The following is a 14498-nucleotide window of genomic DNA, read 5'->3' as shown; positions in this document are numbered from 1 at the left end:
GTAGGAGGAAAGTTTTTGATTAAAAAATATACTTGTAAAAATGGTGTAAGAATAGTTATGGAGAATATACCAACTGTAAGATCGGTTGCAATTGGTATTTGGATCCATGCGGGATCAAGAAATGAAAATGAAAAAAATAATGGGATTTCTCACTTTTTAGAGCATATGTTCTTTAAAGGGACAGAGACACGTAGTGCACGAGAGATTGCAGAATCATTTGATAGCATTGGTGGTCAAGTGAATGCATTTACTTCAAAAGAATATACTTGTTACTATGCAAAAGTATTAGATGAGCATGCTAAATATGCTTTAGATGTTTTAGCAGATATGTTCTTTAATTCAACATTTGATGAGGAAGAACTGAAAAAAGAGAAGAATGTCGTATGTGAAGAAATTAAAATGTACGAAGATGCTCCAGATGATATTGTGCATGATATGTTAACGAAAGCAACATATGAAACGCATCCACTCGGATATCCTATTTTAGGAACAGAAGAAACGCTTAATACGTTTACAGGTGATACGTTACGTCAATATATAAAAGATCATTACACACCTGAAAATGTAGTTGTATCAATTGCAGGAAATATTGATGAAGCATTTTTACAAACAGTGGAGCAATATTTCGGTAGTTATGAAGGAACAACAAACCGTGAACAAGTACATAGCCCAATTTTCCATTTCAATAAGGTAGCCCGCAAAAAGGAAACGGAACAAGCTCATTTATGTCTAGGATATAAAGGCTTACAAATGGGACACGAAGATATTTATAACTTAATTGTATTAAATAACGTTTTAGGCGGTAGTATGAGTAGCCGTTTATTCCAAGAAGTACGTGAGCAACGTGGATTAGCTTACTCAGTATTTTCTTACCACTCTTCTTATGAAGATACAGGCATGTTAACACTTTACGGTGGAACTGGTAGCCAACAATTAGATACATTGTATGAAACAATGCAAGAAACATTAGAGACATTGAAAAATACAGGTATTACAGAAAAAGAGCTTATGAATAGTAAAGAGCAATTAAAAGGAAACTTAATGTTAAGTTTAGAAAGTACAAATAGCCGTATGAGCCGTAACGGTAAAAATGAATTGCTTCTTCGTAAGCATCGTTCACTTGATGAGATTATTGAAAGTGTAAACACTGTAACAAAAGAAAATGTGGACGGATTAATTCGCAACATGTTTACTGATGAATTCTCTGCGGCACTTATTAGTCCAGACGGAAAACTTCCAAAAGGAATAAAACTATAATCGATTTTTATAATGTATCTGATAATAACCTTCTCTCTTTTTAAATGAGAGAAGGTTATTTTTTTTATCCATATAGAATAGGTACTAATTATAGACAATGCAAATGAAAAATTCAGTAGGGGGAGTGGAGTATGTATGCGATTAAGTGAATTAAGTGGTAAAGAGGTTGTAGATATAGAAAAAGCGGAAAAAATGGGAGTCTTAGGTTATATGGATTTAGAGATTAATGAGAAAGACGGACAAATACAAACACTTATAATACCTGTAGGGAAGTGGGGAGGTTTTAAAAAGGAACCACAAGAAGTAAGGGTGGCATGGAGTCAAATAAAGAAAGTCGGACATGATATGCTTCTTTGTGATAGTATAGATCGTTCAAATTCGGAGTGAAGGATGGCCATTTTGGTCATCTTTTTTTGTATCTACATAGAAACCTGATAAAACATATATGCATTTGGATTTTCAATCACCATAAACTCGTACATTACATATGATGTGGAGGAAAAAGAAAAAGTAGGCACTTTTCTTATAAATGACAGAAAAAGAAGGTGAATTAGGGAATGTTGACTGAGATGCATATTGCTGTCATAGGAGGAGATGCAAGGCAGCTAGAAGTAATTCGTAAGCTAGTTGAATTGGATGCAAAACTTTCTTTGATAGGGTTTGATCAGTTAGATCATGGTTTCACAGGGGCAGCAAAAGAAAGTATACAAAATTTAGATTTCACTTCTGTAGACGCAATTATTTTGCCGGTTGCAGGTACAAATGCCAAAGGAGAAGTAGATACTATTTTTTCAAATGAAAAAGTTTCAATAACGAAAGAACAAATTGAAAATACACCAGAACACTTTACTATATATTCAGGTATTGGTACACCTTACTTGGAAAATCTCGTATCTACTACGAACCGAAAACTTGTTAAATTATTTGATCGTGATGATGTAGCAATATACAATTCTATTCCAACTGTAGAAGGTACATTAATGATGGTAATTCAACATACCGACTATACAATTCATGGGTCCAATGTAATGGTTCTAGGATTTGGTAGAACAGGAATGAGTGTTGCGAGAGCATTTCAATCATTAGGAGCCCATGTCAAAGTTGGAGCAAGACGATCTGAACATATTGCACGTATTACAGAAATGATGTTTTCTCCTTTTCATATGCAAGACATAGAGAAAGAAGTAGGAAATATCGATATTGTAATCAATACAATTCCGTACCTCGTTGTAACAGCGAATGTTATTGCAAAAATGCCAGCTCATACGTTAGTGATTGATTTAGCTTCTAAACCAGGCGGTACCGACTTTAGATATGCCGAAAAAAGAGGAGTCAAAGCGTTGCTAGCACCTGGATTACCAGGTATTGTTGCTCCAAAAACGGCTGGGCAAATTTTAGCAAATGTTCTTTCTCAGTTATTAGCAGCAGATGCAATTGCAAAGGAGGAGGAAAAGAAATGAGTTTGAAGGGGAAACGAATTGGTTTCGGATTTACGGGTTCACATTGTACGTATGAGGAAGTTATGCCGCACTTAGAAAAATTAATTGCTGAAGGGGCAGAAGTACGTCCCGTTGTTTCATACACTGTTCAATCAACAAATACTAGATTTGGAGAAGGAGCAGAGTGGATTAAGAAAATTGAAGAAATAACAGGTTTTAAAGCAATTAATTCAATTGTTGGAGCAGAGCCACTTGGACCTAAAATTCCATTAGACTGCATGGTAATCGCTCCTTTAACAGGAAATTCTATGAGTAAATTTGCAAATGCAATGACAGATTCTCCAGTACTAATGGCAGCAAAAGCGACGCTAAGAAATGGCAAGCCTGTCGTATTGGCAGTTTCGACGAATGATGCTTTAGGATTAAATGGGGTAAATCTAATTACACCAACAAGGTGACGACAAAGCATAAACGCTTATATGTCGCCATCTTGAGGGAGCTTAGGGTAAAGCACAAGTTCGAAATCATCGAGCCTTTGCCACTTTTCCTTTTTATAAACAGCCTTTTCTAAAACCGACTTTAGGAGGCTGTTTTTCTTTTTGGGATTATCTGTTTTAAAGTACAGATCAAGAACATTCTCCACTTGAGGTATTGTATCTTTCTTGACTTTTTCCTTCTTAATTTCGGTTTTAATTTCTTTCTTTAAGTTTTCCATAGTGGAAGTAATTTCAGTTATACGGTTAGAAACTACATTCGAGCGTTCTAAAAACATATCGACTGTGTAAACGCCACGTTCTAATAAATCATGTAAATTATTTTTTTGTTTTTGGACATCCACTAATTCTTTTTCAAGCTTGCGTAATGCAGCTTCATTCATTTGAATAACTTGTGTTTCTTTTAATTTGTCATCTTGCTTATGTTTTTCAAAATCAGCTTTATAATTGATGTACCATTCTTTCAATGCCTCGAGTAAACGCTTCTCAATTAATTCAGTATAACTTGATTTGTTTTCACAGCCACGGTGTTTACAATCCATCGTTTCTTTTCGATTCTTTGGATAACGTTGTACCATACTGTAACCACATTTAGCGCATTTAATAATACCAGCTAGTGGATTTTTAATTCCGTTCGTATTGTAGGGAATGTGATATCTTGAGTTTAATTTTTCTTGTACTTGCTCAAATAAGCTTTCGGGTATAATAGGCTCATGTTTGCCATCAGCTATAATCCAATCTGATTTATCTTGACGAGTACAACTTCTTTTTACGGCATCAGGCTGTTTTACTTCTTTTCGTTTTTGCCACGTTACTTTTCCGATGTACACATTATTTTTTAATATATCCAAGATGCTATAAGGATTCCATTCGTTTCCTAACTTACTTTTGTAGCCAAGATCATTTAACTTGCTCCTAATTGCATTTGCTCCCATATCCTCATTTGCATACCAATCAAATATCATTCTAACGACAGAGGCTTCTTCTGAATTAATTGTTAAAGTACGCTCTCGCTTATTTAAACGATGTATATCATATCCGAAGGGTGCATGTGTACCAAGGTAATTCCCAGCCTCTACACTAGCGACACGACCTCGTTGCATACGTCGTGTAATAATCTTTAACTCCTTACGAGCCATAAACGCTTCAAATTCGCTATATTCTTCATCCCACTCATCATTAAGGTCATAAGTCTTCCTAGGTGTCATAATCTTCGTATTTGACCGTTTAAACGTCTCTAAAATGATTCCTTGCTCTTTCATACCACCACGACCTAAACGGTCCATATCCATACAAAGAACAACATCATATTTATTATCTTCAATCTCTTCAAGTAGCGCTAACATCTCAGGGCGTTTTACTAAGCTCTCACCAGAAACAATTTCCTCACGGACAGATAGAACATTTAAGTTCATTTCCTTAGCAATTTTCAGCAGGGTAGAGCGGTGTTTTGCTAAAGTTTCGCCTTCGCCGCGTGCTTCGGCTTCGAGATCGGCACGGGATTTTCTTAAGTAGATTGCTGTTTTCATATTTAAACCTCCTTATTGATATGTATTATATGAATTGTAATGATTGGAATGAAGTAAATGATAATATAAAAAGCTAGCCGAATTTTATATTATTTAAAAAAAGTCCATGAATCGGACTTTTTAATCATGAATTACTTTATTGTATTCAAGCCAGTTTTTTGTTTCTGGATTATAAAGAAAAATTGTATTTTGTTCCTGTAAATCATTTGCTCTTACTAGAACCCATTCTTTAGTTGGACGAGTATGGAGATGAATTAAGTTTTCATTTTGGACAGTAGTTTCTGAAATGAACTTTACAGTATAGTAAACTTTTTTTAATTCACCTATTTCTTTAAGGTAGAGATACATAATCGCAATTAGGAAAACCCAAATTACTATTGGACCAACTAAAAATTGAATAGCCTGTTGAGATGTTAAATCAAATTTTAGTATTTGTTCTTTAGCAAAATAGAAATGCATGGCTTGGGTAAGTAGACTAACAACCACAAGTATAATATATAAAAGTTTATTTAGACCCCAATATATAATAATGATGCCATTTTTGATAGAAATAAGAGTGTTTTTAATTTTATTATGTTGGTTTAACCATTCATTTTTTTTATTAATAAAATTTTGGTACATATTAATTGTGTGTAAATAACCTAAAGCGGTACTAATCATTTTAAGTGCAAAATAAACAAATATAGAGATGAATAATATGGAAACTAACATAGCATCTATATTATATATTGTATTTAGTATAACTTTTGTTGGTTTAGGAAGACCAATAAAATATAAGGAGAACGATACAAGTTGGAATAAAAGATAAAATCCAATAAAGGCCGTAATAGATTGTGTCATCTTTGTTAAAAATCTAATGTGTTTTCCTTCAAATATTAAATCAAAATTGGTTTTCTTATTATAGATAATTAGAACGCCCAAAAAAGAGGCTATGGATAGAATTATTGGAAAAGCTTTAGATAATCCTTCAGAAAAAGAAGCTATATCTTTTATAAAAGTCATTTGTATGAGTTCCCTTCTATAACTTTGTATAACATCGAAAATCATTATTATTAATATGTAACTAATATAAATAGGTCTTTAAACGAACGTTCCGAGTTGTTTAATTACCTGATTTGTTGCATCTTGCTACTTTATCGTAAAAATAAACTGCCTGTTTCTTTGCAATCGGATCGTCATCCATTTCTTCTAATTGAGATAACGCAGAACGTGCAGTATCGCAATCCATTTTTTCAATTTCTTGTCTCTCGAATCGTTCACGGCGAGAGGCTGCCGCCCTATCGAAAGCTTCCTCTTTCTCTTTTGGATCAGCGGCTTGAAGTTTTCTTATTTGCTCCTCCTTGAATCGCTCCGATTCGGGGCCTTCTATTTTTGGTGCTGATTGATTACTGGAATCATTTTCGTCGAGTTGTTTTTGTTTTTCTTGATTCTGATGTTGCTCTGCTTTGGCTGCTTGTTCTTGCTTCGCTTTTTCTTCCCCTTGGCGTTGCACATCAGCTTCCTGACGTTGTTGTTCTTCTTGTTTTACTTTTTCTTCCACCTGATGTTGTTCGTCTTCTTTAACTGGATTGTTAATATCACAACCAACTAGCCCAATAGATAAAAAGAGCCCTGTAAATGGTACTAGGTATTTTTTCATTATTAATCCTCCATAAGTTAATAAAATTTCGTCTGCTTTCTTAAGAAATGTAAGTTTTTAAACGAGCGAATCCTCCAGGAATCCCATGAGCCTCCGTAATTTCTTGAATAGATAAACGAGTATCTTTATAAGCAGAAATCATTTCATCGGTAAGTAACAATTCTACAGCAAATGTATTTGCTTCGATTTCTAAGCGATCCACTGAAAAGAAGGTTTGGTTACGCAAGAAGGGGGTATTTGCTTTAGGATGAAGTACAGCATGACCTAATTCATGTGCACAAACAAATTGTTGAGTAGTTTCGTTAATTTGATTATTAATATGAATGAATTTAAAGCGTTTATAAGTGTTGTAAAAACCAAGAGTATTCCCAAGGTCTTCAAACAACACTATAATATCTTTTCGTTTAGCAATTTCAAAGGGGTTTGTTGTGCCGTGTTTTTTTACGATTTTCATTACGTAGTCTTTAATTTTTATTTCTCGCTCCGTTCAATCTTTTTTATACTTGTTTGGAGTGAATTTTTGTTTCGCTAATTGTTTTGCCATGCGCATAGAGTTTTCTAGAGAAATACGAATCATTTCTTTTGTGTGTTCGTCTATTGGTTCTCCGTCAAACATTAAAGCATCTTCGCTATTTTCTAAGTCTTTTAAAGTCTTTTCTAAGTCACGAGCGATATCACGAGTATCTTTTTTGTTTAAATCAGGAAGTGTATTAGACACTCTTGATTCATCTTCTCTTCCTAATAGATAATCTGTTGTTACTCCTAAAACATTCGCTAAATCTTTTAGCATTTCGTTTGAGGGAGTGCTATGGCCATTCTCATAGTTACTAATGGTGCCTTTAGTGGTATTTACTTTATCGGCTAATCCTTGCTGAGTGAGCTTACGCGTTTTACGCATCTCTTTTAATCTTTGTCTCAACATTTATAGCACCTCCCGTTAATAAAAAGTACAAAGATATTGTATCTTATAAAGATGGATTGTAAAACTTTATACAAGATAATTGTACAAATGTACTAATGTACAAGAATATTATACATATAATAAAAGTACAAAATACTTATACAAGGAGCGAGACAGTGAACAAAAATATCAAATTAATTAGAGCTAGAAAAAAAGTAAGTTAACGCAACAAGATCTTGCAAAAAAAAATGCAAGTTACAAAATCTACAATAAGTAATTGGGAAAATGGTTATAGTAATCCAAATCTTGAAAAGGCTATTAGATTAGCCACTATTCTTGGTAGTGATGTAAAGGATTTAATTTGATGTACAAAAGTACAAGAATATCATACTTAATAGATGGAAAGTAGGTGAGAAAATGCCATCAACTAACATGGCAGTACCAACAGAACCATCGCATAAACATATAAAAAGCACTTCAAGAGGTGACACCATGAGCCAACAAGAAGAATATGCGGCGACCTATGAATTTGGGAAAACGAAAGTCCATGTTGTGGCTCCTGAGCCAAAATCACAAAAGGATATTGATAAAATCCGTCAAGCATATTACAAGGCTGGTTGGGCCATCATCAAAGAGATACAAGTAAAAGCAAATGTTGAGGAATAATTCCTCTCTTTTTATACGAAAAGTAGACAAGTTACATATGTACTAAATTCATTGTAACCATTTGAAAACTAAATATGGAGGCGAACAGATATGGGAACAAGTATATACTTCAATTCAGCAATAGGAGAATTATTACAGAATGCTAGAGAATGTTGTGATAATGTTCAGCTGAAAACGAAGAAAGGGTTATCTAAGTACCTTGGTATTACACATGAACGATTAACCCGTATTGAATCTGGACTTTCTAAATCAGAATTTGAACTTGCGATGGATTGGTGCCATGCAACAGGAGCAAAGTTGAATCAACAAGCAATCAAATATATTTATGGTGTTGGGGTGCCGCCTACAGATCCACGCTTAACTCAAGATGTTAATTTACAACTGATGAACTACATTAAACAAGCTGAAGAGGGAATTGCGGCAGCAAAGGAAATCATGAACTTACAAGTTACAACAAGGTCATGGAAACATGATGAAAAAAAGAAACATGAATACGCAGTTCATGCAAAAGAAATCTTCGATACAATCCAAGCTACTCAGTGTGTAGTACAAGCTCTTGAGCAAGTTCATTTTGGCATTATGGAACAAATACAAAGAAGTTGGTTGCAAAAGGCTATGGCGGAAAACGTTATTATTCAATCGGTGGATAGCTTAATGAATTTAACAAGGGTGCTGTAGAGGAGGAAAGAAAATGACAGTAGATTATAAGAAACCTAGCTTAATAGAATATAAGGAATTAATTCGTTATGATGCAAAACTAACTGGTGAAATTAAAATAGCAGAATTACTTAATGAGGATTTAAAAACAGTTGAGTTAAAGCAAGAGAAGAAATTGTTGGGGATTCGAATCAAAATTATTGAAGCATCATTTATTTTGAAACATAAATGGGCAAAAGAAAAAGCTACCGCCTAGACAACAGTAGCTGACAATATATTTTACAAAATAATTATATCATTATATTAATTTTTTGGATAAATTAATGAACTTGTAGTTTCTTCCATTAAGTTTAATTTATACCGAAATAATAGATTTTTAATATTTTTATAAAAAATAGAAAAGTACTGTGCTTGTTGTTATGACCAGAAAGGAGATGTAATTCATGAACAATAAAAACAGTCGTCTTCATGATCTAGTTCTTCCTGGGGATTTTTCATTTGCAAATAAACTTCGTAACTGTATGAGTGAATGTATTTATAACATGTTTAATGCAGAATCAATCGAAGAATCAAATCACTGGGAAGAAGAGCTGGAGCGATGTATAAGGGAATTTAAAATGCTTCGTGATACAAAAGAGGAACATGAGGCATCTATGAGTTATCGTGTAGTGATTAAAGATTTAAGAGCAAGAGGAGTTAACGCTTCGTTAGTAACACGTAGAAAATAAAAAGATCTATCACTTGGCAGAGTGATAGACAAACGGTCTTGCAAAAGATCTTAGGATTAATTATATCAAATTAGCATTCGTATAACAACGGAGTGTGCTACATGCTATTAGACAAATCGTTACATAGAGTGTTGCTGAACCCTAAAGTGTTTCAACAAGCAACATCAGAGCAACACCTAATTTACTTAGTAAAACAATATCTCAAAATAGGATACAAGAATTATTGCTTATTACGTGTAGAGGACGGATTCGCGATATGTAAACGGGAGGATGAATAATATGGCAGTTTACAGACCAGTACATGTTTCATTTTGGCAGGATTCATTTGTTTTAGATCTTACACTGGAGGAGAAGTATTTCTACTTATATTTGATGACAAACAGTAAGACGTCCCAATCAGGAATCTATGAGCTTCCACTTCGTATCATTGAAACTGATACAGGATATAACCGTGAAACTGTTATGAAGCTATTAGAACGTTTTGCTGAATACGGAAAAATTAATTACAACCAAAAAACAAAAGAATTGTTCTTAATCAACTGGTTGAAATTCAATCCAATTAAAAATGTAAACATTGAAAAGTGTGTTTTAAAAGAAATTCAATCTGTAAAGGACCAGGATTTTTTAGTTGATTTCTATGAAACTTGCTTGCAATTAGAACGAGAACAAGATTTTAAAATTCCTCGTATTAAGGATTATTTATCAGTCCGTTTGGAGGGGCTTATAAGGGGATTCCAAGACCCTAGCAAGGAAGAAGAAAAAGAAAAAGAAAAAGAACAACAACAAGAAGAACGCGCAAGCGCGGAAGAAGTTGTTGAGGTTAATCCAATTTCTTTTTACGAGCAAAACTTCGGATTCGTTACACCTTTTATCGCAGATGGTATTTATGCTTGGATCGATGATTTAAATGCAGAACTAGTTATTAAGGCTATGGAGATTGCTTTAGAGAAGAATACGAGAAACATGTCTTACGTAAATACGATTTTAAGAGATTGGTATCTTAAAGGTTTTAAAACAGTAACTGATGTTGAGGCAGCTGATAAAGCATTCCGTGCTCAACGATTAACAAAAGCGCAACAACAGACACAAGCTCCTTATCAACAAAAGGGATTATCGGAATCTACTAAAAACGTAATACAGCAGCAACAAGCATGGGAGCAGAACATTCCAACAGAAGAAGAACTTGCAGTACTTAACCAACAAAATGCGTGGTTGGCCAAATGAGTAACGATATGATTCGTAATGTGGAAGCTGAACAAAGTGTTTTAGGTAGCGTAATCCAAGAAGGCGATTTAATTAAAGATTGTCAGCTAAAGGTAAAACAGTTTTCTTTACCAACGCACCAAGTGATTTTCAGGGCAATGAGAGAATTAGAGGATGCTGAGGTTCCCATAGATCTTGTTGCTCTCATTGGAAAATTCGATGAAAGCTTTATGCATCAAATTGGCGGAATTGAATTCTTTGTAAACTTAACAGAAGTTGTAACAACAACTAAGAACTTCTCGTATCACGAAGGTTTAGTAATTGAAGCTTGGAAAATGCGACATGCTCAGGAGGTTGCTGGTAATTTATATAACCGCCTTCAGCAAGATAGGGACATGAGTGCTATTAGTACATCAATTGATGAATTAAGCGCCATTGAAGAAACGGGTTACTCAGATGAATTTAACTTGAAAGATGCGCTTGTTGATTTGTATAAGAACATGCAAATTGATGTAGGAGATTTAACCGGTATACCAACTGGTTATGACGACCTGAACAGAATGACAGCAGGGTTCCAAGAGGGTGATTTAATCATTGTCGGTGCCCGCCCTTCAATGGGGAAAACAGCATTTGTATTAAACGTTACTTTTCATGCAGCAAGTGCTCATACAGCAACAGGAATCTTTTCATTAGAAATGGGAGAAGAGCAGTTACTTAAACGTATGATTTCAAGTACTGGAAATATAGATGCTACAAAATTAAAGAATCCTAAGAAGCTATGTAATTTAAAGGATTGGGAAAAGATTAGTCAAGCAATGGGATTAATTAATGATTTGCCATTAGAAATTTACGATAAAGCAAATGTAACGATGCAAGAGATTTATGCAAAGGCTAGGAAATTAAAGCGTAAGTACCCTGATAAAAAGGTTTTAATTGCAATTGATTACTTGCAGCTTATTGTAGGGGATCCAAAGCATAGAGGGAACCGCATGCAAGAAATCGGTGAGATTAGTCGTAAGTTAAAACTGATGGCAAGAGAATTAAATGTATGTGTAGTTGCATTATCACAGTTAAGCCGTGCTGTAGAAAGTAGGCAAGATAAAAGACCGTTGCTATCAGATTTACGCGAAAATGGTCAAATTGAGCAAGATGCGGATTTAATAGCATTCTTATACCGTGAAGATTACTATGACCGCGAGACAGAAAATAAAAACATAACGGAAATTATTTTAGCGAAACAAAGGAACGGTCCAGTTGGTGTTGTTGAACTAGCATTCATTAAAGAATTTAGTAAGTTTGTAAATTTAGAGAGAAAGTTCAATCATCAACAGGAGGCTTAATCATGTTGTTACGTCAGGAAGTAGAACGTAGAAAACTAATAATCATTCGTAAATTATTGGGGTTAGGATTAACTGAAATTAATGGACAAACATTAGATCAACTAACGTTAATGCAGCTTGAAGGAATTTTAATTGCAAGCTTGCAGGTATTGGAGGGGAAAAACAGTGCCAAAGCAATTAACAATTTTTGACGTGGAACCAGTTGTATCATTTGATCCTAAGGAAGCTCATATTCACCGTTTGAATTCAAAATTACGGTATGTAGATGTGGTTGTACAAGTACCACGTCAAGTCAAAGCAATTGATGAATTAAAACCAACGACAGCGCCTGATGAACGATATGAGTTGTTTGAATATTATGTAATAGGGATTTGACGTTACAAACGAGCGGAGGATAAACAATTTATATGGGAAGAAGCTGAAGAAATGTGTAAGCGAGCAAGAGATGAAAAAAAGCCGATTCCAATACGACTCCATTTATCGCTTGAACAATCATTTGTTCCAGAAAATGTTGTGCAATATTTGTAGACAAATAAAAAAAGCTGAGATCACTCTCAACTTACTTCGGCAAAGTAATTATAACATATGGGAGTGATCTTGTTGGGAATTAGAAAAGAAAATCTTGTGGAAATGACAGCTGAAATAGATTTGAAAACAAACGGAATATATATTGTTAAAAATGGTCAGGTCCGACTAATAGAACCGCCTCAAGGTGGATATGGTGAACAATCCTTTGTATATCAAAATGGAAAAGTAATTCGTATGGAAGAACGAAAAACACAGTTACTTTAATTAAATTTGTATTTTATAGAAAAGTAGGTGAGGAGCATGGTGAAAGAATGGAGCGAGCAGGATCGTTTAGAGATAGAAGCGGAGCAAGAGATGATCGTACAAGCAGAGCGAGAAAACTGGATGGAAGCAAATAATATGTATTAATGTTCGGTATTTAACTTAGGTTATCAGCTGATGGATCCAGTAAACGTTCGTTTTTAACAAAAGCGTTATTTTAATCGAAAAGGGGAATGGATATGAAACCGACATTCGAAATGATAAAGAATGAACATGGTGGGGTAGAGATGACTTATACAACGAGTGGGGGTAAGCAATCTTCCACTTACTTCCCTGGTCCTCCAGAAGATATAGATCATGTTTGTTTGGACTACATGAAAGGGCGCTTTGCAAATGTTAGAACGTTGAAGCAAGTAGATTTTATAAAACGCAAATATAAAGAAGCTTATCAAACAGTATTCGGTGCTATGGACGAATTAAAAGTAGGTGACAAGGTAGTGATGCACACTTGCTTAGAAGCGAAGCGCTATGAAGGGAAAGTTTGGACTTGTAGAACAGATCAATTTAAAGCAAGTAGTGGTTCGTAAGTGGTGTTTTTAGAAGGATTTAGTGGTTACTTCTCAGTTAAGTATTTGCAGCGTATAAGCTTGTTAGAAAACTAAACAAAATAGTTATTTTATTAAAGAAAAAACATGCACAATTTTTGTGCATGTATAATGAAAAGCTATGTCTTGTCTAGGTAAATATATGCTTAACTAATATAAACCGTGAGTATGTTTGAGGGAAATGTTTATTTACAAATATAAAGAGCGCTTTTTAAGGCGCTCCATGACCAAAACTAAAATTGAAAAAGAATTCCACATGATATTTTATGTATGTTCTTAATAAATGTGCAGTTTAAAAAATCTTTCTTTTGCACAACAAAGCAGCTAGTAAATAAAACTAACTGCTTGTTGTACAAAAGAAACGCTGCGCTTACAGAAATAGTTTGTAACTTTAAGTTACAAAAATAGTATGAACAGGGTTGAAAATATTATTCGGAAATGAAAGAAAACAAAATAAAACAAAATAAAAAAGAGCACCATGCATAAGTGCTCTTTAAGATAGGAGGTAACACTTTGAGCTGGATTTGTAGGTTAAAATTATATGACGTAGAAAAGAAATAAGAACTAAAATTTATTCTTAACTCAATACAAAAGAGCAGCTAGCAAAAGCTAACTGCAATGAGAAATTACACCCATGAATTTAGGAGTACAAAATTACATGGTTGATTATAGTATGGACAAAAATATCAAGTTTATGTAACAAAAATTAAAATCGAGCAGTTAATGCAAATAACTGCCCAATTCGATACAACCTGGGTAATAAGCAGATTGTATTGTGATTAGTATTGGCGGAATATTGAATTTTATCCAGTTCTTTAACAAAATCCTTATTTGAAAATTAAAAAGCGCCTTGGGAGAAAGGTGCTTTATGACCAAAGATTGTATCGAGAATAATACTAAATGATTAATAATGAGAGATAATCATGATTATTGTATGTACGTTTCTAATGTACGTGAAGCCTTTATTTCATAAGAACGAGAAAAGAGCACTTCGTAAAAGTGCTCTTCTGACCAAGACCCATTTTCTAAGAGAGAGGAATACGTAATATCATATGGATTTATTTTTAAATGTGTTTAAAAGCGTATGAAAACTTCATTTTGCACAACAAAGCAGTTAGTTTCGTTAACTAACTACTTGTTGTGCAAAAGAAAATTAGGCCCTACAAGTAAATGATATGTAACTTTAAGTTACAGCTATAGTATAAGCAGAATTAAAAGTATTATGTGGAAATAATAATGATCTTAATGAAA

The 14498-nt window shown here is 34.0% G+C and carries 16 protein-coding genes and 4 pseudogenes; 15 read left to right on the top strand and 5 right to left on the bottom strand.

What is annotated here, in order from left to right; translation table 11 throughout:
* Window positions 1-15: 15 nt before the first annotated feature.
* The 4 genes and pseudogenes from AC0ONG_RS17715 to dpaB all read left to right on the top strand — a co-directional run.
* Window positions 16-1257 carry a M16 family metallopeptidase gene (locus tag AC0ONG_RS17715; RefSeq protein ID WP_000592996.1) on the top strand — a complete coding sequence of 414 codons (1242 nt, stop codon included), beginning with the start codon at window positions 16-18 and terminating at the stop codon, window positions 1255-1257.
* A 135-nt stretch (window positions 1258-1392) separates the two neighbouring features.
* Complete coding sequence (locus AC0ONG_RS17710; protein WP_001239759.1) at window positions 1393-1644, top strand: YlmC/YmxH family sporulation protein; 252 nt, start codon at window positions 1393-1395, stop codon at window positions 1642-1644.
* Between the two features lie 170 nt (window positions 1645-1814).
* Window positions 1815-2717: a dipicolinic acid synthetase subunit A gene (dpaA, locus tag AC0ONG_RS17705; protein WP_000954737.1), complete on the top strand. Its 903-nt coding sequence runs from the start codon at window positions 1815-1817 to the stop codon at window positions 2715-2717.
* Window positions 2714-3139 (top strand): annotated as a pseudogene (gene dpaB, locus AC0ONG_RS17700) (dipicolinate synthase subunit B); the annotation flags it as partial. The gene dpaA and the pseudogene dpaB, both read left to right, overlap by 4 nt.
* Before the next feature lie 32 nt (window positions 3140-3171).
* On the opposite strand, the gene AC0ONG_RS17695 reads toward dpaB, so the two are convergent.
* The 5 genes from AC0ONG_RS17695 to AC0ONG_RS17675 all read right to left on the bottom strand — a co-directional run bounded on the left by AC0ONG_RS17695 (window position 3172) and on the right by AC0ONG_RS17675 (window position 7280).
* A complete protein-coding gene (locus AC0ONG_RS17695; protein WP_127725925.1) occupies window positions 3172-4719 on the bottom strand; it encodes a recombinase family protein in 1548 nt (515 codons plus the stop codon).
* Window positions 4720-4839: 120 nt separating this feature from the next.
* Window positions 4840-5721 (bottom strand): hypothetical protein, encoded by an 882-nt coding sequence (locus AC0ONG_RS17690; protein WP_136997132.1) that lies wholly within the window; start codon window positions 5719-5721, stop codon window positions 4840-4842.
* A 100-nt stretch (window positions 5722-5821) separates the two neighbouring features.
* Window positions 5822-6358, bottom strand: coding sequence for a hypothetical protein (locus AC0ONG_RS17685; RefSeq protein WP_098829308.1), 537 nt, complete (start codon window positions 6356-6358; stop codon window positions 5822-5824).
* A 40-nt stretch (window positions 6359-6398) separates the two neighbouring features.
* The gene (locus AC0ONG_RS17680) at window positions 6399-6833 is read right to left on the bottom strand and encodes an ImmA/IrrE family metallo-endopeptidase (protein ID WP_086397960.1); all 435 of its coding nucleotides are present in this window, start codon (window positions 6831-6833) and stop codon (window positions 6399-6401) included.
* Between the two features lie 12 nt (window positions 6834-6845).
* Window positions 6846-7280, bottom strand: coding sequence for a helix-turn-helix domain-containing protein (locus AC0ONG_RS17675; RefSeq protein ID WP_063548461.1), 435 nt, complete (start codon window positions 7278-7280; stop codon window positions 6846-6848).
* 155 nt (window positions 7281-7435) lie between these two features.
* Here AC0ONG_RS17675 and AC0ONG_RS17670 point away from each other — a divergent pair.
* The 11 genes and pseudogenes from AC0ONG_RS17670 (at window position 7436) to AC0ONG_RS17620 (ending at window position 13304) form a co-directional block, all read left to right on the top strand.
* Window positions 7436-7624, top strand: a pseudogene (locus AC0ONG_RS17670) (helix-turn-helix transcriptional regulator).
* Between the two features lie 52 nt (window positions 7625-7676).
* Window positions 7677-7925, top strand: coding sequence for a hypothetical protein (locus tag AC0ONG_RS17665; protein WP_001141266.1), 249 nt, complete (start codon window positions 7677-7679; stop codon window positions 7923-7925).
* A 90-nt stretch (window positions 7926-8015) separates the two neighbouring features.
* Window positions 8016-8603 (top strand): sporulation sigma factor-processing peptidase, encoded by a 588-nt coding sequence (locus AC0ONG_RS17660; RefSeq protein WP_086397959.1) that lies wholly within the window; start codon window positions 8016-8018, stop codon window positions 8601-8603.
* 13 nt (window positions 8604-8616) lie between these two features.
* The gene (locus AC0ONG_RS17655) at window positions 8617-8838 is read left to right on the top strand and encodes an RNA polymerase subunit sigma (RefSeq protein ID WP_086397958.1); all 222 of its coding nucleotides are present in this window, start codon (window positions 8617-8619) and stop codon (window positions 8836-8838) included.
* 187 nt (window positions 8839-9025) lie between these two features.
* A complete protein-coding gene (locus AC0ONG_RS17650; protein WP_086397957.1) occupies window positions 9026-9310 on the top strand; it encodes a hypothetical protein in 285 nt (94 codons plus the stop codon).
* A gap of 279 nt (window positions 9311-9589) precedes the next feature.
* Complete coding sequence (locus AC0ONG_RS17645; RefSeq protein ID WP_136997134.1) at window positions 9590-10534, top strand: DnaD domain-containing protein; 945 nt, start codon at window positions 9590-9592, stop codon at window positions 10532-10534.
* On the top strand, window positions 10531-11853 hold the full coding sequence (gene dnaB / locus AC0ONG_RS17640; protein WP_086397956.1) for a replicative DNA helicase: 1323 nt from the start codon (window positions 10531-10533) through the stop codon (window positions 11851-11853). Before AC0ONG_RS17645 ends, dnaB begins: the two co-directional genes overlap by 4 nt.
* A 2-nt stretch (window positions 11854-11855) precedes the next feature.
* Window positions 11856-12044 carry a hypothetical protein gene (locus tag AC0ONG_RS17635; protein ID WP_086397955.1) on the top strand — a complete coding sequence of 63 codons (189 nt, stop codon included), beginning with the start codon at window positions 11856-11858 and terminating at the stop codon, window positions 12042-12044.
* Window positions 12019-12381, top strand: a pseudogene (locus tag AC0ONG_RS17630) (cell division protein SepF). The gene AC0ONG_RS17635 and the pseudogene AC0ONG_RS17630 overlap by 26 nt, the downstream one beginning before the upstream one ends.
* Before the next feature lie 72 nt (window positions 12382-12453).
* Window positions 12454-12645: a DUF3954 domain-containing protein gene (locus AC0ONG_RS17625; RefSeq protein ID WP_086397954.1), complete on the top strand. Its 192-nt coding sequence runs from the start codon at window positions 12454-12456 to the stop codon at window positions 12643-12645.
* 236 nt (window positions 12646-12881) lie between these two features.
* A pseudogene (locus tag AC0ONG_RS17620) lies at window positions 12882-13304 on the top strand (hypothetical protein).
* Window positions 13305-14498 lie beyond the last annotated feature (1194 nt).

The organism is Bacillus sp. TCT6, assembly GCF_056033845.1.
Note: the sequence above shows the minus strand (reverse complement) of the source record. Positions and strands in the feature narration are given on the sequence as shown.